Here is a 20,837-nt window from a genome sequence, read left to right as displayed (position 1 = left end):
CGCAATTGCACGCCCCCGCATCCCGGCTTCGGCACCAACGGGTTTTCGCGGCGATCACTGAGCGCTACGTCAAGCATCAGGCCTGCCCGCCCTCCTGCGCCCGCCCCGATGCAGCCAGAGGCGTAGTTCTTTAGGACGAGGCCGTCACACCCGTCGTCCTCCCAGCGGGCGGTGCCCCGCTGATCCTCCGGCGAATGGGCAGCGAGCGGGCTGAGCGAGACAGTGGGCTCATGTTCACTGAGGAGGAAACCGCATGACCGCGCCCCCTGTCGACCGCAAGGCCTGGTCGGTGCTGATCGTCAGCACCCTGGCCTTCACTGTCTGCTTCATGGTCTGGATGATGTTCGGTGTCATCGGCATCCCCATCAAGAAGCAGCTCGGCCTGAACGCCACCGAGTTCGGCCTGCTGACGGCCATGCCGGTGCTGACCGGCTCGCTGATCCGCGTGCCGCTGGGCATCTGGACCGACCGCTACGGCGGCCGCATCGTGATGACCCTCCTGATGGCGATCACCGTGCCGGCGATCTGGCTGATGGCCTATGCCACAGCCTACTGGCACTTCCTCGTCGTCGGCCTGTTCGTGGGCCTGGCCGGCGGCTCGTTCTCGGTGGGCACGCCTTATGTGGCGCGCTGGTTCCCGAAGGCGCGCCAGGGCATGGCGATGGGTGTCTACGGCGCCGGCAACTCCGGTTCGGCGGTCAACAAGTTCGTCGCGCCGGTGCTGCTCGTCGCCTTCGGCTGGGCCGTGGTGCCGCAGGTCTACGCGGCCATCATGGCCGGCACCGTCGTGCTGTTCTGGCTGTTCAGCCACAGCGACCCCAGCCACCTGGTGCCGAGCCACGTGAAGTTCAGCGACCAGCTCAAGCTGCTCAAGGACCCCAAGGTCTTGAAGTACTGCCAGTACTACAGCATCGTGTTCGGCGGCTATGTGGCGCTGGCGCTGTGGATGGTGCAGTACTACGTCGGCGAGTACGGGCTGGACATCCGTGTGGCCGCGCTGCTGGCGGCCTGCTTCAGCCTGCCCGGCGGTGTGCTGCGCGCGCTCGGCGGGGTCCTCTCCGACAAGTACGGCGCGCACAAGGTCACGTGGTGGGTGATGTGGGCGAGCTGGATCTGCCTGTTCCTGCTCAGCTATCCGCAAACCGAGTTCACCGTCGCCACCATCGACGGCCCCAGGACCTTCTTCATCGGCCTGAACGTCTACACCTTCACCGCCATCATGGCCGTGCTCGGCGTCGCCTGGGCCTTCGGCAAGGCCTCGGTCTTCAAGTACATCAGCGACGACTACCCGCAGAACATCGGTGCCGTCAGCGGCATCGTCGGCCTGGCCGGCGGGCTGGGCGGCTTCGTGCTGCCCATCGCGTTCGGCGCGCTGCTGGACCTCACGGGCATCCGCTCCAGCGCCTTCATGTTGATGTACGGCGTGGTCTGGGTCTCGCTGATCTGGATGTACTGGACCGAAGTGCGCCGCACCGAAGTCATGGGCCGCAACGCGCCCGAGTTTCATCTCGCCGGCTGAACCCGGCACAAGGACATTCCATGAACAAGACCGGCAGCGCCACCCGTGGCGCGGACATCGACGACTGGCGCCCTGAGGACGACGCCTTCTGGGAGCGCACCGGCAAGCGCATCGCCTACCGCAACCTGTGGATCTCCATCCCGGCCCTGCTGTGCGGCTTCGCCGTCTGGGGCATGTGGGGCATCATCGCCGTGCAGATGCTGAACCTGGGCTTCCCCTTCACCCAGGCCGAGCTCTTCACGCTGACGGCCATCGCCGGCATCTCGGGCGCCACGATGCGCATCCCGGCCTCCTTCCTGATCCGCATGGCCGGCGGGCGCAACACCATCTTCCTGACGACCGCCATGCTGCTGGCGCCGGCCATCGGCACCGGCATCGCACTGCAGCACCCGGGCTGGCCGCTGTGGGCCTTCCAGCTGATGGCGCTGTGGTCGGGCGTGGGTGGCGGCAACTTCGCCTCGTCGATGTCCAACATCAACACCTTCTTCCCGAAGCGGCTGCAGGGCACGGCGCTCGGCCTGAACGCGGGCCTGGGCAACTTCGGCGTGACGACGATGCAGGTCGTCATCCCGCTGGTCATGACGGTCAGCTTCTTCGGCCTCAGCGGCGACCCCATGACGCTGGTGAAGGCCAGCGGCTGGATCTTCGGCAAGATTCCTGCGGGCACCGAGACCTGGATTCAGAACGCCGGCTTTGCGTGGGTGCTGTCGCTGGTGCCGCTGTCCATCCTGTGCTGGTTCGGCATGAACAACCTGAAGACCGTGACGCCGAGCGCCGGTCATCCCGTGGTGGCCTTCCTGAAGATCACCTACCTGTATTCGCTGGCCTTCTTGCCGACCATCGGGATGCTCTATCTCTACCTGCCGGCGCCGACGGGCCTGGGCCTGCTCAGCATGTGGGTGGCCATCCCGCTGGACATCATTGCCGCGCTGCTCGTCATGCGGCTGGCCGCCTTCGGGGCGATGAAGGAGAACGTCGCCAAGCAGTTCGCCATCTTCCGCAACAAGCACACCTGGAGCCTGACGGCCCTCTACGTCGTCACCTTCGGCAGCTTCATCGGCTTCTCGATGGCCCTGCCGCTGGCGATCACGGTGATCTTCGGCTTCCAGCATGTAGCCGATGCGGCCGGCGTGCTCACGCACACGCTGAAGAACCCGAACGCCCCGTCTGCGCTGACCTATGCCTGGATCGGCCCCTTCGTCGGCGCTGCGGTGCGGCCATTGGGCGGCTGGATCTCGGACAAGGTCGGCGGCTCCATCGTCACGCAGGTCATCTCCACGGTCATGGTGTTCGCCTCGGCGGCCGTCGGCTACGTCATGCAGCAGGCCTACGGCTCGGCCACGCCGGAGCAGTTCTTCCCGGCCTTCATGGGCCTGATGGTGCTGCTGTTCGCGGCCAGCGGTGTCGGCAACGGCTCCACCTTCCGCTCGGTGGGCATCATCTTCGACCGCACCCAGGCCGGCCCCGTGCTGGGCTGGACCTCGGCCGTCGCCGCCTACGGCGCCTTCGTCGCGCCGGTGCTGATCGGCGAGCAGATCAAGGCCGGCACGCCGCAGTTCGCCTTCTATGGCTTCGCGGCTTTCTACGCCGTCTGCCTGGTGCTGAACTGGTGGTTCTATCTGCGCCGCGGCGCAGAGATCAAGAACCCCTGACCAGTACCGCACGTCCCCATCTTCACATCGCGCCCGACGGGCGCGATTTTTCTTGGCGCATTCCGAGAAGTGCCAAGCAGGAGGCTGGGTGGGCCTGATGCGCAGGTAAAGGAGGAGGGCTGCGAAGCAGACCGGGGGACTGAGCCCGGACTCAAACAGTCCTGAGGACTGTTTGTGCCTGGCGAAGGATCGGGCCGCTGGCCCGAGCAACGGAGCATCAGGCCTACCCAGCCTCCTGCGCCCAACCTAAGTGCCCTCGTCCGGAAGAACGATGCCTGCCGCCTCCCGCCTCCTCCTTCCGCGCCGGTCCCACCCAACCGGCGGTGGATGGGCAACGAAGCCCCCGCCGAGGAGCATGACTACCGTGCCAAAGACTCTCTCACTCCCACTGCCCTGGAACCCGGAAGACCCGGGTTTCTGGACCGGCCATGGCCGGGCGGTGGCGCTGCGCAACCTCTGGGTTGCTATTCCCGCGCTGGCGCTGTCGTTCGCGGTGTGGATGCTGTGGTCGGTGCTCGTCGTGCATCTGCCGGCGGCGGGTTTTCGCTACAGCACCAACCAGCTGTTCTGGCTCAGCGCGCTGCCGGCCTTGTGCGGCGCCACGCTGCGCATCTTCTACGGCTTCGCCGTGCGCTGGGTCGGCGGCAGGCGCTGGACGGCCTTGTCCACCGCCAGCCTGCTGCTGCCCGCCGGCGGCATCGCGCTGGCCGTGCAGGACCCCGCCACGCCCTACGAATGGATGGTCGTGCTGGCCCTGCTGTGCGGCCTGGGCGGCGCCAACTTCGCCAGCGGCATGGCCCACATCAGTGCCTGCTATCCGGCGCGCGAGCAGGGCACGGCGCTGGGCGTGGGCGCCGGCTTCGCGCACCTGGGCGTGGGCCTGGTGCAGTGGGCCGTGCCGATGGTCATCGCGCTTGATCTCTTCGGCCTGCCCGCCCAACCGGGCGGGCTGTGGCTGGCCAATGCCGGCCTGGTGTGGCTGCCGCTGATCGCGCTCGCCAGCATGGCCGCCTGGTTCGGCATGGACGATCTGCCCGCCGCTGGCGTCGGCATGACCGAGCAGGCCCAGCTCTTCACGCGCCGGCACAGCTGGCTGATGAGCTGGCTGTATCTGGGCAGCTTTGGCAGTTTCATCGGCTTCTCGGCGGCCTATCCGCTGCTGCTGCGCAGCCAGTTGCCTGAGCTGGACGGCGCGCTGCAGTTGGCCTGGATCGGCCCGCTGCTCGGCGCGCTGGCACGGCCGTTGGGCGGCTGGGCGGCCGACAAGTTCGGCGGCGCGCGCATCAGCCTGGCCTGCTTCGGCGCGCTGGCCCTGGGTGTCGTCGGCGTGCTTGCCAGCCTGGCGGGCGAGGGCGGCGCGGCGCTCTTCGTCGCCAGCTTCACGCTCATCTTCCTGGCGGCCGGCATTGCCAACGGCAGCACCTTTCGCATGGTGCCGATGGGCTTTGTGCGCGAAGCGCAGCAAAGCCAAGGTTCATTGCCTGAGGCCCAGGCCCAGGGCGCCGCGGCGCTGGGGCTGTGCTCAGCCATCGGTGCCTACGGCGGCTTCTTCATTCCCAAGAGTTTCGGCAGCGCGATCGCGCTGGCTGGCGGCCCCGAGGCCGCCTTGTATTGCTTCCTGGCGTTCTACCTGAGCTGCATGGCCATCTGCTGGTGGTTCTACGGCCGGCGGCACGCCCCACTGTCCTGTTAACGGAGAAATCGATGTCCCATTTCCTGGATCGACTGACCGCCTTCCAGCTGCCCAAGGAGGTGTTCTCGGGCGGCCATGGCGTCACCACCGGCGAGGACCGCACCTGGGAGGACGCCTACCGCAACCGCTGGGCGCACGACAAGATCGTGCGCAGCACGCATGGTGTGAACTGCACCGGCTCCTGCTCGTGGAAGATCTACGTCAAGGGCGGCATCGTCACCTGGGAGACCCAGCAGACCGACTACCCGCGCACCCGCCCCGAGCTGCCCAATCACGAGCCGCGCGGCTGCGCACGAGGCGCGAGCTACAGCTGGTATCTCTACAGCGCCAACCGCGTGAAGTACCCGATGGTGCGCGGCCGCCTGCTCAAGCGTTGGCGCGAGGCGCTGGCTGTCTCGAAGAGCCCGGTTGATGCCTGGGCGCTGATCCAGAGCGACGAGAGCGCGCGGCGCGACTACCAGCAGGTGCGCGGCATGGGCGGCTTCGTGCGCTCCACCTGGGACGAGGTCAACGAGCTGATTGCTGCGGCCAACGTCTACACGATCAAGCAGCACGGGCCGGACCGCGTCATCGGCTTCTCGCCCATCCCGGCGATGTCCATGGTCAGTTACGCGGCGGGCAGCCGCTACCTCAGCCTGATCGGCGGCGTCTGCATGAGCTTCTACGACTGGTACTGCGACCTGCCGCCAGCCAGCCCGCAGGTCTGGGGCGAGCAGACCGACGTGCCCGAGTCGGCCGATTGGTACAACAGCAACTACATCATTGCCTGGGGCAGCAACGTGCCGCAGACGCGCACGCCGGACGCCCACTTCTTCACCGAGGTGCGCTACAAGGGCGCGAAGACGGTGGCCGTGACGCCCGACTACTCCGAGGTCGCCAAGCTGGCCGACCTGTGGCTGCACCCCAAGCAGGGCACGGATGCCGCGCTCGCGATGGCGATGGGCCACGTCGCCCTCAACGAGTTCTATTTCAAGCAGCGCAGCCCCTACTTCGACGACTACGCGCGCCGCTACACCGACCTGCCGCTGCTGGTGCTGCTGCAGGAGCAGACCCTGCCCGACGGCCGCAAGACCCGCGTGCCCGGGCGCTACCTGCGCGCCAGCGACCTGGCCGGCCAGATGGGCCAGAGCAACAACCCGGAGTGGAAGACGCTGGCCTTCGACGCCACCGGCCGCCTGGTGCTGCCGCACGGCTCCATCGGCTTCCGCTGGGGTGCCGAGGGCCGCGACGACACCGGCAAGTGGAACCTGGAGGCCAGGGAGGCCGAGGGCGGCGGCGATGTGAAGCTCAAGCTCTCGCTGGTAGAGGACGGCGAGCAGGCGCACGAGATCGTCGATGTCGCCTTCCCCTACTTCGCCGGCAGCGCCAGCGCGCACTTCACGCCCAACCCGCAAGCCGACGGCGTCAGCCACTGCGCCCGTGTGCCGGCTTCGCGGCTGGTGACGCAGGACGGTGAGGTCATCGTCGCGACCGTCTTCGACCTGCAGGCCGCGCAATACGGCATCGACCGCGGCTGGGGCTCGGGCGCCAGCAGCTATGACGACAACGCGCCCTACACGCCGGCCTGGCAGGAGGCCATCACTGGCGTGCCGCGTGCGCAGGTCATCCGCGTGGGGCGCGAGTTCGCCGAGAACGCGCACAAGACCCGGGGCAAGTCGATGATCATCATCGGCGCCGCGATGAACCACTGGTACCACTGCGACATGAACTATCGCGGTGTCATCAACCTCCTGATGATGTGCGGCTGCATCGGCCAGAGCGGCGGCGGCTGGGCGCATTACGTGGGCCAGGAAAAGCTGCGCCCGCAGACCGGCTGGGTACCGCTGGCCTTCGCCACCGACTGGCTGCGCCCGCCGCGCCAGATGAACAGCACCAGCTTCTTCTACGCCCACACCGACCAGTGGCGCTACGAGAAGCTCAATGTCGACGAGGTGCTGTCGCCGCTGGCCACGGCGGACGAGCGCGCCGAGTTCGACGGCAGCCTCATCGACTGCAATGTGCGCGCCGAGCGCATGGGCTGGCTGCCCAGCGCCCCCCAGCTCAAGACCAACCCGCTGCAGGTCGTCAAGGACGCAGCCGAGGCCGGCATGGCGCCCAAGGACTATGTCGTGCAGGGCCTGCGCGACGGCTCGCTACAGATGAGCTGCGAGGACCCCGACGCGCCGCAGAACTGGCCGCGCAACATGTTCGTCTGGCGCTCCAACCTGCTGGGCTCCAGCGGCAAGGGCCACGAGTATTTCTGCAAGCACCTGCTGGGCACCGAGAACGGCGTGCAGGGCAAGGACCTGGGCGCGGAGGAAGCCAAGCCCAACGAGGTGCGCTGGCATGCCCAGGCGCCGCAGGGCAAGCTGGACCTGCTGGTGACGCTGGACTTCCGCATGAGCACCACCTGCCTCTACTCGGACATCGTGCTGCCCACCGCGAGCTGGTACGAGAAGAACGACCTCAACACCAGCGACATGCACCCCTTCATCCACCCGCTGTCGGCGGCCGTGGACCCGGTCTGGCAGTCACGCAGTGACTGGGAGATCTACAAGGGCTTCGCCAAGGCCTTCAGCAAGGTCTGCGTCGGGCACCTGGGCGTGGAGAAGGAAGTGGTGCTGTCACCGCTGATGCACGACACGCCGGCCGAGCTGGCCCAGCCCTTCGGCGTGAAGGACTGGAAGAAGGGCGAGTGCGAACTCATCCCTGGCAAGACGGCGCCGAACATCGCCGTCGTCGAGCGCGACTACCCGGCCACCTACGAGCGCTTCATCTCGCTGGGGCCCTTGATGGACAAGCTGGGCAATGGCGGCAAGGGCATCGGCTGGGACACCAAGACCGAGGTCGCCCAGCTCGCCGAGCTCAACGGCGTGGACGCCGCCGGCCGCGCGCGCATCGTGACCGACATCGATGCCTGCGAGGTCATCCTGCAGCTGGCGCCAGAGACCAACGGCCATGTCGCCGTCAAGGCCTGGGCCGCGCAGTCCAAGGCCACCGGTCGCGAGCACACCCACCTGGCCCTGCATCGCGAGGACGAGAAAATCCGCTTCCGCGACATCCAGGCGCAGCCGCGCAAGATCATCAGCTCGCCGACCTGGAGCGGGCTTGAGAGTGAGAAGGTCTCCTACAACGCCGGCTACACCAACGTGCATGAACTGATCCCATGGCGCACGCTGACGGGCCGCCAGCAGTTCTACCAGGACCATGCGTGGATGCGTGCCTTCGGCGAGGGCTTCAGCAGCTACCGCCCGCCGGTGGACCTGAAGGCCACGGGCGGCATCCACGGCATCAAGCCCAACGGCAATGCCGAGATCGTGCTCAACTTCATCACGCCGCACCAGAAGTGGGGCATCCACAGCACCTACAGCGACAACCTGATGATGCTGACGCTCAACCGCGGCGGGCCTGTCATCTGGCTCAGCGAGGACGACGCGAAATCGGCCGGCATCGAGGACAACGACTGGGTGGAGCTGTTCAACATCAACGGCGCCATCGCGGCCCGTGCGGTGGTCAGCCAGCGCGTGAACCCCGGCATGACCATGATGTATCACGCCCAGGAAAAGATCATCAACACGCCCGGCAGCGAGATCACCGGCGTGCGTGGCGGCATCCACAACTCGGTGACGCGCATCGTCACCAAGCCCACCCACATGATCGGCGGCTACGCCCAGTACAGCTACGGCTTCAACTACTACGGAACCATCGGCACCAACCGCGACGAGTTCGTCGTGGTGCGCAAGATGAACAAGGTGGACTGGCTGGACACGCCGCGTGACGACCACCTGGCGCCCGCCTATCAGGCCCAAGGGGAGAACCCGTGATGCGGCCGCATTCGGCGCACAAGGGGGACGGCATATGGCGCTGATGCATGCGGCGGCAGGCGCGGTGGTGTATGCCGGCCCACTGGGCGAGCGCATCGCCGAAGAGAAGACCACCACCCTGGTGAAGGTCCCCGGGCTGCATGTCTTTCGCCTGGTGCTGCGCGCCGGGGAGCACCTGGAGGAACACCGTGTTCCCCAGGCCCTGGTCATCCAGTGCCTGGAAGGTGAGATGGCCTTCGAGGTGCATGGCAAGGCGCTGCGGATGACCGCCGGGGATTTGTGCCACATCCCGCCCAATGAACTCCACGCCGTGACGGCCACGACCGCTGCCTCGGCCTTGGTGATGCTGCATGGGGAGCGCCCGCACGCATCAGCGATCGACACAGAGGAATCCTCATCATGAAAGTACGCGCACAGATCGGCATGGTCCTGAACCTGGACAAGTGCATCGGCTGCCACACCTGTTCGGTGACCTGCAAGAACGTCTGGACCAGCCGCCCCGGCGTCGAGTACGCCTGGTTCAACAACGTCGAGACCAAGCCCGGCATCGGCTATCCCAAGGAATGGGAGAACCAGGACAAGTGGAACGGCGGCTGGATCCGCAAGCCCGACGGCAAGCTGGAGCCGCGCCAGGGCGGCAAGTGGAAGCTCTTGATGAAGATCTTCGCCAACCCCAACCTGCCGGAGATCGACGACTACTACGAGCCCTTCACCTTCGACTACGACCACCTGCAGTCGGCCCCCGAGATGAAGCATGCGCCGACGGCCCGGCCGCGCAGCCTCATCACCGGCCAGCGCATGGAGAAGATCGAGTGGGGCCCGAACTGGGAGGAGATCCTCGGCGGCGAGTTCAGCAAGCGCAGCAAGGACAAGAACTTCGACGACATCCAGAAGGACATCTACGGCCAGTTCGAGAACACCTTCATGATGTATCTGCCCAGGCTGTGCGAGCACTGCCTGAACCCGGCGTGCGTGGCGAGCTGCCCCTCGGGCTCGATCTACAAGCGCGAGGAAGACGGCATCGTGCTGATCGACCAGGACAAGTGCCGCGGCTGGCGCATGTGCGTGTCGGGCTGCCCCTACAAGAAGATCTATTACAACTGGAAGAGCGGCAAGGCCGAGAAGTGCATCTTCTGCTACCCGCGCATCGAAGCGGGCCAGCCCACGGTCTGCTCCGAGACCTGCGTCGGCCGCATCCGCTACCTGGGCGTGCTGCTCTACGACGCCGACCGCATCCTCGAGGCCGCCGCCACGCCCAACGACAAGGACCTCTACCAGGCCCAGCTCGATCTCTTCCTCGACCCCTTCGACCCCGCCGTCATCGAGCAGGCGCGGGCTGACGGCATCCCGGAGAACTGGCTGGAGGCGGCGCGCAACAGCCCCGTCTACAAGATGGCCGTGGACTGGAAGGTGGCCCTGCCGCTGCACCCCGAGTACCGCACGCTGCCCATGGTCTGGTACGTGCCGCCGCTGTCGCCCATCAGCGCGGCGGCGAATGCCGGCCAGCTCGGCGAGGTGGGCGAGCTGCCTGACGTGAAGCAGCTGCGCATCCCCGTGCAATACCTCGCCAACCTGCTGACCGCCGGCGACACGGTGCCCGTCGTCGGCGCGCTGGAGCGCATGCTCGCCATGCGTGCCTACCAGCGCGGCGTGCACGTGGACGGCGTGAAGAACCTGGCCGTGCTCGACCAGGCCGGCCTCTCTGAAGCCCAGGTGCAGGACATGTACCGCGTGATGGCCATCGCCAACTACGAGGACCGCTTCGTCATCCCGACGACGCACCGCGAGTACGCCGAGAACGCCTTCAACGTGCGCGGCGGCTGCGGCTTCAGCTTCGGCAACGGCTGCTCCGAGGGCGTAACGGAAACGAGCCTCTTTGGCTCGGAGAAGAAGCGAACCATCCCCATCAAGGCAACGATCTGAGGGTCGCCATGTTCAACAAACCCACCCACGCCCCCTACAGCCTACGCGTGCTCGCCGCACTGCTGCGCTACCCGGATGCGGCGTTGCGCGCCGCCGTCCCGGAGCTGCAGCAGGCCTTGCGCGCCGAGGCCGCGCTGCCGGCCGCCCGCCTCGACGAGCTGTGCGCACTGCTGGAGCATCTGCACCGCGATGACCCCTTCGCGGTCGAGGCCGACTTTGTCGACCTCTTCGACCGTGGCCGCGGCACCTCGCTGCTGCTGTTCGAGCATATCCACGGCGACTCGCGCGACCGCGGCCCGGCCATGGTCGACCTGCAGCAGACCTATGAGCGCGCCGGCCTCTACCTCACGGCCAGCGAGCTGCCCGACCACCTGGCCGTGGTGCTGGAGTTCGCCAGCACCCAGCCCGCCCGCGAGGCGCGCGACTTCCTGCAGGAGATCGCGCATGTCGTTCGCGCCATCTTCAGCGCGCTCAAGCGCCGCCAGAGCCCGTACGCCAGCGTTCTGGCCGCCGCGCTGGAGCTGGCCGGCGAGCGGGCCGAGCGCGTCGACATCCCGCCCGAGCCCGAGCTCGACGAGGCCTGGGCCGAGCCCGAAGCCTTCGGCGGCTGTTCCACGGCCGGCCAGTCGCGGCCCGAGCAGCCGCAGCCAATCCACATCGTGCGCAAGCACAGCCCTCAACAACCGGGAGCGCAGGCATGAGCGCCGTTCACAACTTCCTGTTCGTCGTCTACCCCTACATCTGCCTGTCGGTCTTCCTGATGGGCAGTCTGGCCCGCTTCGACCGCGACCAGTTCACCTGGAAGAGCGACAGCTCGCAGATGCTGCGCAGCCGCGGCATGAAATGGGCCAGCAACCTCTTTCACGTCGGCATCCTCTTCCTGTTCGTCGGCCACGCGGTCGGCATGCTGACGCCGCACTTCTTCTACGGCCATGTCATCAGCGCGGCGCAGAAGCAGATGCTGGCCATGGTGGCCGGCGGCATCGCCGGCCTGGTCTGCTTCGTCGGGCTGTCGATGCTGATCTGGCGCCGCCACACCGACCCGCGCATCCGGCTGACCAGCCACAAGACCGACCTTGCCGTGCTGTGGATCCTGTGGATCCAGCTCAGCCTGGGCCTGATCACGCTGCCCTACTCCTTCTCGCACAGCGACGGCTCGGTCATGCTGGTGCTGGCCGACTGGGCCCAGCGCATCGTCACCCTCAACCCCGACGCCAGCGCCCTCGTGCCGCTGGACTGGCCCTACAAGGTCCACATGGTGCTGGGCATGACGATCTTCCTGCTCTTCCCCTTCAGCCGTCTGGTGCATGTATGGAGCGGGCTCGCGTCGGTGGCCTACGTATTCCGGCCCTACCAAGTGGTGCGCTCGCGCCGCCTCAACCTGCCCAAGTGAGTCCACCATGGCCCATGTCAACGACATCGAGATCGCCTCGCCCGAAGAGGCCGTGGACGACGAAGCACTGCGCCAGCGTGCCTGCACCGAGCTGCTGCGCCAGCGCGCCATGCAGCTTGGCCTGCTCGCCCAGGACGACCCCGCGCCGCGTGAGGGCGCCATCAGCGAGGCGGCCAGCCAGGCCATCGAGGCGCTGATCGCCCGCGAACTGGCTGGCCCGGAGCCCGACGAGACGGCCAGCCGCCGCCACTTCGATGCCAACACGCGCCACTATGCCCAGGGCGAACGGGTGCAGGTGCGCCACATCCTGTTCGGCGTCACACCGGGTGTCGATGTCGTGCGGCTGCGCCAGCGCGCGGAAGCCCACCTCATCGAGCTGCGCGCCAGCGAGCAGGCCGCATTCACCGCCGCCGCCAAGGCGTTGTCCAACTGCCCCAGCGGCGCAGACGGCGGGCAGCTGGGCTGGCTGACGGCCGACGACTGCGCGCCGGAGTTCGCCCGCGAGCTGTTCGGTCGCACCGAGATCGGCGTGCTGCCGCGCCTGCTGCACAGCCGCTTCGGCCTGCACATCGCCGCCGTCGATGCGCGCGAGCCTGGCCGCCTGCCCGCCTTTGAGCAGGTCCGCGACGCGGTGGCCCAGCGCATGCGCCAGCTGCATCAGATCAGCGCGCTGCGCCAGTATCTGCAGACGCTGGCGGCGGATGCGCGGCTGCAGGGTGTCGAACTTCAACAGGCGACATCGCCGTTGGTGCAGTAAGGCGCCCATGCCTGACGAGCTGCTCGAACGCCTGCGCCGTTTCCAGACGGACGCCTTCCCGCAGCAGCGCTCGCTGTTCCGGCACCTCGTCGACGAGGGCCAGCATCCGCTGACCCTGTTCATCGGCTGCTCCGATTCGCGCCTGGTGCCCTATCTGCTGACCGGCGCCGGCCCGGGCGAGTTGTTCCTCGTCCGCAACGTCGGCGCCTTCGTGCCGCCCTATGACCAAAGCCAGGGCTTTCACGGCACGGCAGCGGCCATCGAGTTCGCCGTGCTCACCCTGCAGGTGCGACGCATCATCGTCTGCGGCCACAGCCACTGCGGTGCCATCCGCGCTCTCTACGGCGAAGTGCCGGCGGCAGCGCAGAACCTGGCGCGCTGGCTGGACCTCGGCTGCGAGGCGGTGCTGCCCGTGGCCGAGCAGGGCGCCGAGGTGCTGCGCCGCACCGAGCAGCGCGCCATCGTGCTGCAGCTGGAGCGGCTGATGGACTACCCCATGGTGCGCGAGCAGGTCGACGCCAGGGCGCTGACCCTGCATGGATGGCACTACGTCATCGAGGACGGGGAGGTCCATGTCTTCGATGTCAGCGTCGGCGCCTTCGTGCCAGCCTCTCGCGCCGACAACGCCGGCACCGGCCCCTATCGCGTCTTTGACGAAGACGCCGGGCTGGATGCGAGCGGCGTGCCCGCCGGCTAGCCGATCAGGACGGCTTCACCGGCCGTGTCAAAGGGCAGCAGCCCGCCGAACTCGCCGCTCTCCACGCGCTTGACCAGCAGATCCAGCATGCGCTGAATCTCGGTGCTGGTCGTGCGGCCGGCCAGAGCGGCGGTAAACACCAGCTGCCAGCCGGGGCCCGCCGCGCGCGCCTCCGCGGCCAGGGCGGCGAAGTCGGCAAGCTCGGCCGGATCCTTGTCCACGCACATCAGTGGGCGCAGCGCCCCGCCAGTGCCGGCCGCGTGGGCGGCCATTTGCTCGGGCGTCGCGTCGGGCTCGCATTCGGCCGTGGCAAAAACCATCAGCAGACGTTGCGGCTCGGGCTGGGCGCGTGCGATGGCGAGCAGGTCGTTGAAATGTTCGATGTTCATGGTCGACACACTATCGCGTCGCCATAGCGGCGTGAGCGTCCGACGGACGAGGCGGGGGTCGGCCAGACGGACTAGGCCACCTCCCGCCGGCCTCGTGCCACGGCGGGATGCGCCGCGCAGGGCCGCTGCCCAGAATGCCGGCATGGACGCCAGGACCGCCCCTTTGATCTGGATGCCGCGCCCGGCGACGGCGCGGGTCGAGCCGGCTGCGCCGGCGCCGCTGGACGGCGCCCTGCGCGACCGTCGCCAGCGCCCCTGGCGCGACCTGCGCATCTCGCTGACCGACCGCTGCAATTTCCGCTGCGGCTATTGCATGCCGCGCAGCCGCTTCGGCCCCGGCCACCGCTTCCTGCCGCAGGCGCAGCTGCTCAACTTCGAGGAGATCGCCCAGGTGGCACGCCAGGCGCTGGCCCTGGGCGTGCGCACGCTGCGCCTGACCGGCGGCGAGCCGCTGCTGCGCCGCGACCTGCCCCGGCTCATCAGCCAGCTCGCCGCACTGCGCACGCTCGATGGCACGCCGCCCGACCTGGCGCTGACGACCAACGGCAGCCTGCTGGCCGCCCAGGCTCCGGCGCTGCGCGACGCGGGGCTGAACCGCCTGACCGTCAGCCTCGACGCGCTGGACGACGCGGTGTTCCAGCGCATGAATGAAGTCGGGTTTCCGGTTGCCGAGGTGCTGCGCGGGCTGGAGGCCGCGCAGCGCGCCGGCTTCACGTCCATCAAGGTCAACATGGTCGTGCGCCGCGGCGTCAACGACGGCGAGGCGTTGCCACTGGCCGCGCATTTCCGCGACAACTATGGCGGCGGCATGGTGCTGCGTTTCATCGAGTTCATGGACGCCGGCACGCACAACGGCTGGCAGCTGGGCGAGGTGCTGCCCAGCGCCGACTTGCGCGCGCGCATCGCCGAACGCTGGCCGCTGCAGCCGCTGCAGCCCACGCGCGGTGGCGAGACGGCCGAGCGCTGGCGCTATGCCGATGGTGGCGGCGAGGTCGGCTTCATCAGCAGCGTCAGCCACGCCTTTTGTGGCGACTGCACGCGTGCCCGGCTGACGGCCCAGGGCCAGCTCTACACCTGCCTGTTCGCGGCCCACGGCCATGACCTGCGGCCGCTGCTGCGGGCCGCCGACGGCAGCGAGGCGCTGCTGCGCGAGCGCCTCGCCGAGATCTGGGGCGGCCGCAGCGACGCCTATTCCGAGCAACGCGAGCGCCTGCGGCTGCTGCACCCCGAGCGCGCCGACATGCACGTGCTCGGCGGCTGAATCGACCCGGGTTCTTCGCTCTCAAAAGCACAGCCTCGCCGCCCAAGGCTGCCGCGGTTCAGGCACCCGTATTGAACAGAACGGCCTGATCGCGCGGCTGGTCGATGCGCAGCGAGCTACTGCTTTGGGCACAAAGCGACCGCCTGCCTGCCCTGATTCACTTCAGTAGCTGCTATGCAGCGGGAGCCCCTGTATGAGGCGCGTGGCCAGCTTCGCAGTTGGGGCAACGAAGCTGCCATCGCTTACCTGTCACCGCTCCTGCGCCGGCGTTGCCGCTTCGACCGCGGCGAGGCAGGAATCTCGGTGGGCACGCAGCGCAAGTGAGCTGGCTTGCGCCGCAGTGGATGATGCGCCGGTTGAACCGCTGAACGCCGCGCCTTTCATCCGGCCCCCTCCGTGTTGCCTCCCAGAATACCGATGCACCCACTCCTTCGAACCGCCGCCGCCCTGCTCACCGTCCTGGCTACTGGCGCCGTCCGGTCCGCACCCGACACCATCCACGTCGACCCACGCGGCCAGATCTACACCGCCGCTGGCGAGCGCCTGGTGATGCGTGGCCTGAACGAGATGTTCGTGTGGTCGAACGATCCGCTGGGCAAGACCCTCATTCCGCAGATCGACCAGACCGGCGCAAACAGTCTGCGCTTGGTGTGGGACCACAAGAAGGGGTCGAGCGCGGACCTCCTCAAGCTGATCGAAGCCACGATCGCACGCAAGATGGTGGCCATTCCCGAATGCCACAACGCCACCGGCAAGTGGGGCGAGGCGTTGCAGGGCTGCGTGAACTTCTGGAACGACCCGGCCCTCATCGCGGGCATCCAGGCGCAGCGCCGCTGGACCATCCTCAACATCGCCAACGAGGCGGGCGACCGCACCGTGACAGACGAGGACTTCCTGGCCACATATGACCAAGCCGTCGCATCCCTGCGCCGCTGGGGCTACACAGTACCGATCATGATCGACGCGGCCGGATGGGGGCAGAACATCGACCAGCTGCTGCGCGTGGCGCCCGCACTGCTCCAGCGTGACCCGCTGCGCAACCTGATTTTCTCGGCCCACTCCTACTGGCCGGCCGACAAGGCGCTGGACAACTACCGCAAGGTGGTCGAGGCCGGCCGGCAGCACGGCGTGGCCGTGGTAGTGGGCGAGGGACCGTCGGTGACCCGCATGGGGCAGTGCGCCGACCCCAAGCCTCTACCCTACCTGGAGGCCATGCTGATGCTGCAGGAGCACGGCGTCGGCTGGCTGAACTGGTCTTGGGGCGGCATGCCCAATGGCGACTGCAACGACTTCCGCTATTTCGATATCGCCGAGGGCGGTGTGTTCGGCAAATGGCCGCACGAGCCCGGCGCTCAGATCGTGGCGCTCAGCCCGCATGGCCTGATGCAGACCTCGGTCCGGCCGGCCTCGTTCTATGCGGACGGCGTGGTGCGGGCCTCGGGCGTCTACGTCCACCTGGCCAAGTCGGTGCTGAAGGTCGGCGAGGCGACGGCAGTGACGACGCTCGTGGCGCCGACCAATGCGGCCAACAAGCGCTTCAGCTTGAAGCTCGACGAGTGGGAGGGCAAGGGCGTCGTACGCCTCGACGCGGGCGAGCGCCAGCTCACCGCACTGAAGCGGGGCAAGGCGAGGCTGACAGCCACCAGCCAGGACGGCGGCCTGGTATTTTCAGCAGAGGTCGAGGTGAAGTGAACGCGTGCGACCGGCCACTTTGGGCACGAAGCTGCCAGGTGACTCAAAAAGGCGGTTAGCACGGCCGACACGAGCCGGCGCCTCGCTGCGTCGGCCGGCTGGCCTAGTGCCCGATTTCAGGGCCGGTAGTCCTCTTCGCGCTGGTGCCGAACAGCACCCACGACCACGTCGTTGCCGACAATTTCGAACAGCACAACATAGCCCGCGCCGCCAAACGGCACGACCAATTCACGCGAGCGGCCATTCCCCAGCTCCGCCTTTCGGCAGGTGAAAGGCGACCAGGAGAGTAGACGCATCCCCTCGCTGATCGCGTCGAGCGCGCGTTGAGGCGTCGTCCAATCCGGCGTTTCACTTGCGAGCTCACGTTCGATGGCGAAGTCCTCCAGGCGCTGAAGGTCCGCAACTGCCTCTTCGAGCAGCGTGACGCTGTAGACGGGCTTCACCGGCCAGTGCGTTCAGCTGCTCGACGTTTCGCGTCGTCAAGGCGCCCCTGCAAGCCAGCCATGACCTCGTCGACGGTACGGCCGCCGCCTTCTTGCTTCCAACGCTCGATCGCCGCCTCACCGCGGCTGACGAACTCCGCCTGCACGCGACGCCAAGCTGCGGCCGCAACGACCGCCTGCTCGATGAACTGGGTCAGCGACTCACCGTCCCGCAAGACGGCTTCGACTTCGGCCCGAACCTCAGGCTCGACGCGGATGGGGGGAAAGGTGGCGGAGCGCATCGCCTGAATGTATAGCAAACGTGCTACGCCGCCAATCCGCATCCAAGCCGCCGACGCGCAACACCTATCGATCCGGGCGGTCCAGGCGCATGCTGGTTGGCCCTCAACTCGATGGCAGACCATCATGGGACCAGCAGCCAACACCCTGTCTCGCGAGCCGTGGAACAAGGGCAAGATCGTCGGCCAGAAGGCGCCGTTCAAGGTCAAGGACACCGAACACACTAACGTGGAGACTGTACGGAAACAATCCGTAAAAGTGCGTTCAGGCGTTCGGCACTCGTGATGGACGAGCTTCCTGTGGGACGCTCGACAACAGGAACGGCTACGGCGCCTGGACCCGTAAATGGCCGAACGAACTGACCATCAATCTGGACGTTCGGTGAAGCACAGACTGCCGGGATACCCTGGGACAAACCAGCCACCCCAGTCGATGTAACTGGTGTGTTGAATTTGCTACGAAGCATTCTGGACATCTCGCGCTCAGAGGTCTGCAATGGCCCACGAGGCACGCACCGGCCAGCTGTGAAGCAGCCGCCGGCGAGAGCGTGACGTGGCCGGAGGTGGTCAGGAGCAGGGATGAGCTCAGACAAGCAATACCGTTACAAGCGAGGGCTTGCGCCCTTCGATGTTCAGGATGGCTCCGCACATCGGCGCCTCGATCTCATCGAGGAACCAGCGCGACCGCTAGGCGACAAGAGCGCCGCGCTGATGGCCCGCAGGCGACGACCGGCAACCATGAACATCGCGCCAGCGAGCCAGAGCGTGCGCGTTGTCTCATCTGCGGACGCGACCCTCACCTTCTCCATGCGCCCGGCTGCTGGGGGCATGCTTGTCGAACGGACGCACTGCCGCTCGTACGGTCCACGCATCGTGCTTCAGATGCTGTTCGACAGTCCCGCGCGGTTTGACCGCTGGTGCGCCAGCGAGCCGGTCCGTTTCGACGATCCGATGCTGTTCGATCAACTGTGTCGTCATGGCCATGAAGTCTTGTGCATCGGCGGCTGACCTCTTCAGCTTGTCGACGCTGACAAGTGCTCCTGACTACGGAGCGCGCATCCTGACGGGCCTGACCCACCTGGGCGACGCACCCGATCCAGCTACTGCGGTAAAGAGTTTTCATCAGATTCTTCAGCTCCTCGGCGCCGACGCCGGTGTATTCCTCAGCTTCATCCGTGATGACGCCACCCGCTGCTCCTATCGCTGGCTGCTGGCCTGTGATGCGCTTTGGGCTGTCGAATACACACGACGGGCCTGGCACGACCACGATCCCTGGCTGAGGCATGCGCTCCACGGTACGGAGCCGATTCGCGGCACCGAGTTGAACGTCCTACCAGATGAGGAAGAGTTCGCAGCGACGTCCGCCACTCTCGGCTTCGCCTCGGCAGTCATCGTCCCTGCCCCGACCAACGCTGGCGCTTCGCGCGTCGGGATGCTCTGCCTGGGCTCGCACAACCTTGGCTTCTTCGAAGACGACGGAGCGTTCGCTGTCGTGCGCGTCCTGGCACGGGCACTTGCGATGGAGCTGCATCGCTGGCACCTCAACTTCATGCGCAGCGAGTTGCTGGCGAGCACCCGGATCTCGGCTGCCGAGCTCGATCTCCTTCGATACGAGGAAGCGGGCCACACGAGCAAGCACATTGGAGCAGCCCTCAACATCGAGGCGAAGACCGTCGACTGTCGATTCCAAAAACTGTGCGCGAAGCTGAGTGCTCCGGATCGAAGAACGGCCGCGCGCCTTGCCCGCCTGTACGGACTGATCTGAACCGGAGCAAGACAAATGGGTCAAGCCTTACCGACGCCCCTGTAGTCGTGGAAAACACCGCGTCGGCAGCTGGAAAACGACACGAATCCAGCTACCGCCCAACTGCTTCCTTTTCCTAAATTGACCTCATGGCTCTGGACGAGCCCTTCTGAAGGGGCTGCACAGCCCTTCACAACAGAGGTCGATCATGCTGAAGCCGCTGCAGTTGAACTCACTACTCGAAGGGTGCGATCGCGGGACCACGACACATCCGACTTGGCTCGTGAAACTACGCCAATTTTGTCGTCGTGCGCCGGCGCTGTGCGTCGCCATGGCGGGATCAGTGCCCGCGTACGGAGTCGACGGGTGTCAGGTCTTGCTGTGTCTTGCTGCACCCAGCTGGAAATCCATTTCCCAGTGCGTTCCACCGGTGCGGCAAGTGCTCCGCGATCTGGCTCGCGGCAAGGCCTTCCCGACATGCGCGATGGCCGGCCCAGGCAACTCGGCATCCCATCACTGGTCGAGTGCACCGTCGTTCTGCCCGCAGCAGTACACGCGGATGCTCGATGGTCCGAATGGCCCGACCTACACCTGCGACTACGCAGGCGCGATCTCGCTTACCGTGCAAGGCGCGCCGTTTGCACGCACCTGGTGGTCCCTCGATGGTGACTCCGTGACGGAGTACACCCCTGCCGCCAAGCTGCAACTCGGCTCCTGGGACGAGCGATTCGACGCTGAACTCACCGTGTGGCTGGCCTTGCGCCGGGCTACCTCGCCAACCACCGACTGAGCGCCCGCCATGGAAGCCACCGCGCTCACGTCCCTGGCGCTCGCCTGCGCGCCAGCAATCCACACCGGCACGGCAACAGCTCTCGTCTATGTCGAAAGCAGCCTCAACCCATGGGCCATCGGCGTCGTTGGTGGTCAGCTCAACCGGCAGCCCAGGAGCAAAGCCGAAGCACTCGCCACTGCGAGAGCTCTGCAGACCGCCGGCTGGAACTTCAGCGTTGGCCTGGGGCAGATCAACGTTCGCAACTTCGCCCGGCTGCACTTGACGCTGGAGTCTGCGTTCGACCCTTGCACCAACCTGGCCGCCATGCAGGAGATCCTGGCTGATTGCTTTGATCGCGCCGGCGCGCCAGGCAATCGCTCAAGACAGTCCGCACTGCGACGCGCCCTCTCCTGCTACTACAGCGGCAACTTCGCCACCGGCTTCGAGCACGGCTACGTGCAACGGGTCGTCAGGGCAGCGACCGGCATGAAGCAGCCCATCCCCCCAGCCCTTCCGAAGGAGAAGACATGAGCCGACTTGGACAACTCAAGAGCCGCTGCGCCGCAGCCACGCTGGTAACGCTCGTCACGGCATGCCGCCGCGCCGAAGCTCAGGGTTTCGACAAGATCAACGACACGGTCATGAACGTCAACGACATCCTCGTGACGATCTCGATTGCTGTGGTCACGATCGCCATCATCTGGGCTGGCTTCAAGATGATCTTTCAGGGGGCGCGGCTGTCCGACGTTGCCAACGTGTTGATCGGTGCCACGCTGATCGGCGGGGCCGGCGCGATGGCGTCTTACCTCGTCAGCTGAATG

20 protein-coding genes are annotated in these 20,837 nt (G+C 66.9%); 17 read left to right on the top strand and 3 right to left on the bottom strand.

The annotated features are described in order from the left end of the window. The first annotated feature begins 253 nt into the window (after positions 1–253). The 10 genes from ACG00Y_RS19415 to ACG00Y_RS19370 all read left to right on the top strand — a co-directional run bounded on the left by ACG00Y_RS19415 (position 254) and on the right by ACG00Y_RS19370 (position 13,437). A complete protein-coding gene (locus ACG00Y_RS19415) occupies positions 254–1,519 on the top strand; it encodes an MFS transporter (RefSeq protein ID WP_394481692.1) in 1,266 nt (421 codons plus the stop codon). Between the two features lie 20 nt (positions 1,520–1,539). Next, the gene (locus tag ACG00Y_RS19410; protein ID WP_394481690.1) at positions 1,540–3,171 is read left to right on the top strand and encodes an MFS transporter; all 1,632 of its coding nucleotides are present in this window, start codon (positions 1,540–1,542) and stop codon (positions 3,169–3,171) included. Between the two features lie 355 nt (positions 3,172–3,526). Next, complete coding sequence (locus ACG00Y_RS19405) at positions 3,527–4,864, top strand: MFS transporter (protein WP_394481688.1); 1,338 nt, start codon at positions 3,527–3,529, stop codon at positions 4,862–4,864. An 11-nt stretch (positions 4,865–4,875) separates the two neighbouring features. After that, the gene (locus tag ACG00Y_RS19400; protein ID WP_394481686.1) at positions 4,876–8,667 is read left to right on the top strand and encodes a nitrate reductase subunit alpha; all 3,792 of its coding nucleotides are present in this window, start codon (positions 4,876–4,878) and stop codon (positions 8,665–8,667) included. Between the two features lie 34 nt (positions 8,668–8,701). Beyond that, positions 8,702–9,070, top strand: a complete 369-nt coding sequence (locus ACG00Y_RS19395) for a cupin domain-containing protein (protein WP_394481684.1) — start codon at positions 8,702–8,704, stop codon at positions 9,068–9,070. Beyond that, a complete protein-coding gene (gene narH, locus ACG00Y_RS19390; protein ID WP_394481682.1) occupies positions 9,067–10,590 on the top strand; it encodes a nitrate reductase subunit beta in 1,524 nt (507 codons plus the stop codon). The genes ACG00Y_RS19395 and narH overlap by 4 nt, the downstream gene beginning before the upstream one ends. An 8-nt stretch (positions 10,591–10,598) precedes the next feature. Next, a complete protein-coding gene (gene narJ / locus ACG00Y_RS19385) occupies positions 10,599–11,291 on the top strand; it encodes a nitrate reductase molybdenum cofactor assembly chaperone (protein ID WP_394481680.1) in 693 nt (230 codons plus the stop codon). After that, positions 11,288–11,983 carry a respiratory nitrate reductase subunit gamma gene (gene narI / locus ACG00Y_RS19380; RefSeq protein ID WP_394481678.1) on the top strand — a complete coding sequence of 232 codons (696 nt, stop codon included), beginning with the start codon at positions 11,288–11,290 and terminating at the stop codon, positions 11,981–11,983. Before narJ ends, narI begins: the two co-directional genes overlap by 4 nt. A 7-nt stretch (positions 11,984–11,990) precedes the next feature. Further along, a complete protein-coding gene (locus tag ACG00Y_RS19375) occupies positions 11,991–12,740 on the top strand; it encodes a peptidylprolyl isomerase (RefSeq protein ID WP_394481677.1) in 750 nt (249 codons plus the stop codon). A gap of 7 nt (positions 12,741–12,747) precedes the next feature. Then, positions 12,748–13,437, top strand: a complete 690-nt coding sequence (locus ACG00Y_RS19370) for a carbonic anhydrase (RefSeq protein WP_394481675.1) — start codon at positions 12,748–12,750, stop codon at positions 13,435–13,437. On the opposite strand, the gene ACG00Y_RS19365 is transcribed toward ACG00Y_RS19370, so the two are convergent. Beyond that, positions 13,434–13,826, bottom strand: coding sequence for a ribonucleotide reductase subunit alpha (locus ACG00Y_RS19365; RefSeq protein ID WP_394481943.1), 393 nt, complete (start codon positions 13,824–13,826; stop codon positions 13,434–13,436). The genes ACG00Y_RS19370 and ACG00Y_RS19365 overlap by 4 nt on opposite strands. A gap of 142 nt (positions 13,827–13,968) precedes the next feature. Here ACG00Y_RS19365 and moaA point away from each other — a divergent pair, with 142 nt between their 5' ends. Continuing rightward, on the top strand, positions 13,969–15,087 hold the full coding sequence (moaA, locus tag ACG00Y_RS19360; protein ID WP_394481673.1) for a GTP 3',8-cyclase MoaA: 1,119 nt from the start codon (positions 13,969–13,971) through the stop codon (positions 15,085–15,087). A 417-nt stretch (positions 15,088–15,504) separates the two neighbouring features. Further along, positions 15,505–16,779, top strand: coding sequence for a cellulase family glycosylhydrolase (locus tag ACG00Y_RS19355; RefSeq protein WP_394481671.1), 1,275 nt, complete (start codon positions 15,505–15,507; stop codon positions 16,777–16,779). A gap of 116 nt (positions 16,780–16,895) precedes the next feature. On the opposite strand, the gene ACG00Y_RS19350 is transcribed toward ACG00Y_RS19355, so the two are convergent. Both ACG00Y_RS19350 and ACG00Y_RS19345 read right to left on the bottom strand, forming a co-directional pair. Then, positions 16,896–17,222, bottom strand: coding sequence for a type II toxin-antitoxin system RelE/ParE family toxin (locus tag ACG00Y_RS19350; protein ID WP_394481669.1), 327 nt, complete (start codon positions 17,220–17,222; stop codon positions 16,896–16,898). After that, entirely contained in the window at positions 17,219–17,503 is a 285-nt protein-coding gene (locus ACG00Y_RS19345; RefSeq protein ID WP_394481667.1) for a YlcI/YnfO family protein, read from the bottom strand. Before ACG00Y_RS19345 ends, ACG00Y_RS19350 begins: the two co-directional genes overlap by 4 nt. 576 nt (positions 17,504–18,079) lie before the next feature. Between ACG00Y_RS19345 and ACG00Y_RS19340 the strand changes: the two genes are divergently transcribed. From ACG00Y_RS19340 to ACG00Y_RS19320, 5 genes are all read left to right on the top strand, one after another. Further along, entirely contained in the window at positions 18,080–18,508 is a 429-nt protein-coding gene (locus ACG00Y_RS19340; protein ID WP_394481665.1) for a hypothetical protein, read from the top strand. Further along, entirely contained in the window at positions 18,477–19,265 is a 789-nt protein-coding gene (locus ACG00Y_RS19335; protein WP_394481663.1) for a helix-turn-helix transcriptional regulator, read from the top strand. Before ACG00Y_RS19340 ends, ACG00Y_RS19335 begins: the two co-directional genes overlap by 32 nt. Before the next feature lie 187 nt (positions 19,266–19,452). Continuing rightward, positions 19,453–20,034 carry a hypothetical protein gene (locus tag ACG00Y_RS19330; RefSeq protein ID WP_394481661.1) on the top strand — a complete coding sequence of 194 codons (582 nt, stop codon included), beginning with the start codon at positions 19,453–19,455 and terminating at the stop codon, positions 20,032–20,034. Positions 20,035–20,043: 9 nt separating this feature from the next. Further along, the gene (locus tag ACG00Y_RS19325; RefSeq protein WP_394481659.1) at positions 20,044–20,547 is read left to right on the top strand and encodes a lytic transglycosylase domain-containing protein; all 504 of its coding nucleotides are present in this window, start codon (positions 20,044–20,046) and stop codon (positions 20,545–20,547) included. Beyond that, positions 20,544–20,834 carry a TrbC/VirB2 family protein gene (locus tag ACG00Y_RS19320; protein ID WP_394481657.1) on the top strand — a complete coding sequence of 97 codons (291 nt, stop codon included), beginning with the start codon at positions 20,544–20,546 and terminating at the stop codon, positions 20,832–20,834. The genes ACG00Y_RS19325 and ACG00Y_RS19320 overlap by 4 nt, the downstream gene beginning before the upstream one ends. Positions 20,835–20,837 lie beyond the last annotated feature (3 nt).

Origin of the sequence: Pelomonas parva (assembly GCF_043555835.1) — a bacterium.
Classification (GTDB): domain Bacteria; phylum Pseudomonadota; class Gammaproteobacteria; order Burkholderiales; family Burkholderiaceae_C; genus Pelomonas; species Pelomonas parva.
Note: the sequence above shows the minus strand (reverse complement) of the source record. Positions and strands in the feature narration are given on the sequence as shown.

Coding starts and splice junctions, on each gene's coding strand:
- ACG00Y_RS19400 (WP_394481686.1), top strand. CDS start 4,876: ATGTCCCATTTCCTGGATCGACTGACCGCCTTCCAGCTGCCCAAGGAG.
- ACG00Y_RS19345 (WP_394481667.1), bottom strand. CDS start 17,503: ATGCGCTCCGCCACCTTTCCCCCCATCCGCGTCGAGCCTGAGGTTCGG.
- ACG00Y_RS19415 (WP_394481692.1), top strand. CDS start 254: ATGACCGCGCCCCCTGTCGACCGCAAGGCCTGGTCGGTGCTGATCGTC.
- ACG00Y_RS19365 (WP_394481943.1), bottom strand. CDS start 13,826: ATGAACATCGAACATTTCAACGACCTGCTCGCCATCGCACGCGCCCAG.
- narH (WP_394481682.1), top strand. CDS start 9,067: ATGAAAGTACGCGCACAGATCGGCATGGTCCTGAACCTGGACAAGTGC.
- ACG00Y_RS19355 (WP_394481671.1), top strand. CDS start 15,505: ATGCACCCACTCCTTCGAACCGCCGCCGCCCTGCTCACCGTCCTGGCT.
- ACG00Y_RS19325 (WP_394481659.1), top strand. CDS start 20,044: ATGGAAGCCACCGCGCTCACGTCCCTGGCGCTCGCCTGCGCGCCAGCA.
- moaA (WP_394481673.1), top strand. CDS start 13,969: ATGGACGCCAGGACCGCCCCTTTGATCTGGATGCCGCGCCCGGCGACG.
- ACG00Y_RS19395 (WP_394481684.1), top strand. CDS start 8,702: ATGGCGCTGATGCATGCGGCGGCAGGCGCGGTGGTGTATGCCGGCCCA.
- ACG00Y_RS19375 (WP_394481677.1), top strand. CDS start 11,991: ATGGCCCATGTCAACGACATCGAGATCGCCTCGCCCGAAGAGGCCGTG.
- ACG00Y_RS19370 (WP_394481675.1), top strand. CDS start 12,748: ATGCCTGACGAGCTGCTCGAACGCCTGCGCCGTTTCCAGACGGACGCC.
- ACG00Y_RS19335 (WP_394481663.1), top strand. CDS start 18,477: ATGGCCATGAAGTCTTGTGCATCGGCGGCTGACCTCTTCAGCTTGTCG.
- narJ (WP_394481680.1), top strand. CDS start 10,599: ATGTTCAACAAACCCACCCACGCCCCCTACAGCCTACGCGTGCTCGCC.
- ACG00Y_RS19320 (WP_394481657.1), top strand. CDS start 20,544: ATGAGCCGACTTGGACAACTCAAGAGCCGCTGCGCCGCAGCCACGCTG.
- ACG00Y_RS19330 (WP_394481661.1), top strand. CDS start 19,453: ATGCTGAAGCCGCTGCAGTTGAACTCACTACTCGAAGGGTGCGATCGC.
- ACG00Y_RS19405 (WP_394481688.1), top strand. CDS start 3,527: ATGACTACCGTGCCAAAGACTCTCTCACTCCCACTGCCCTGGAACCCG.
- ACG00Y_RS19410 (WP_394481690.1), top strand. CDS start 1,540: ATGAACAAGACCGGCAGCGCCACCCGTGGCGCGGACATCGACGACTGG.
- ACG00Y_RS19340 (WP_394481665.1), top strand. CDS start 18,080: ATGAGCTCAGACAAGCAATACCGTTACAAGCGAGGGCTTGCGCCCTTC.
- narI (WP_394481678.1), top strand. CDS start 11,288: ATGAGCGCCGTTCACAACTTCCTGTTCGTCGTCTACCCCTACATCTGC.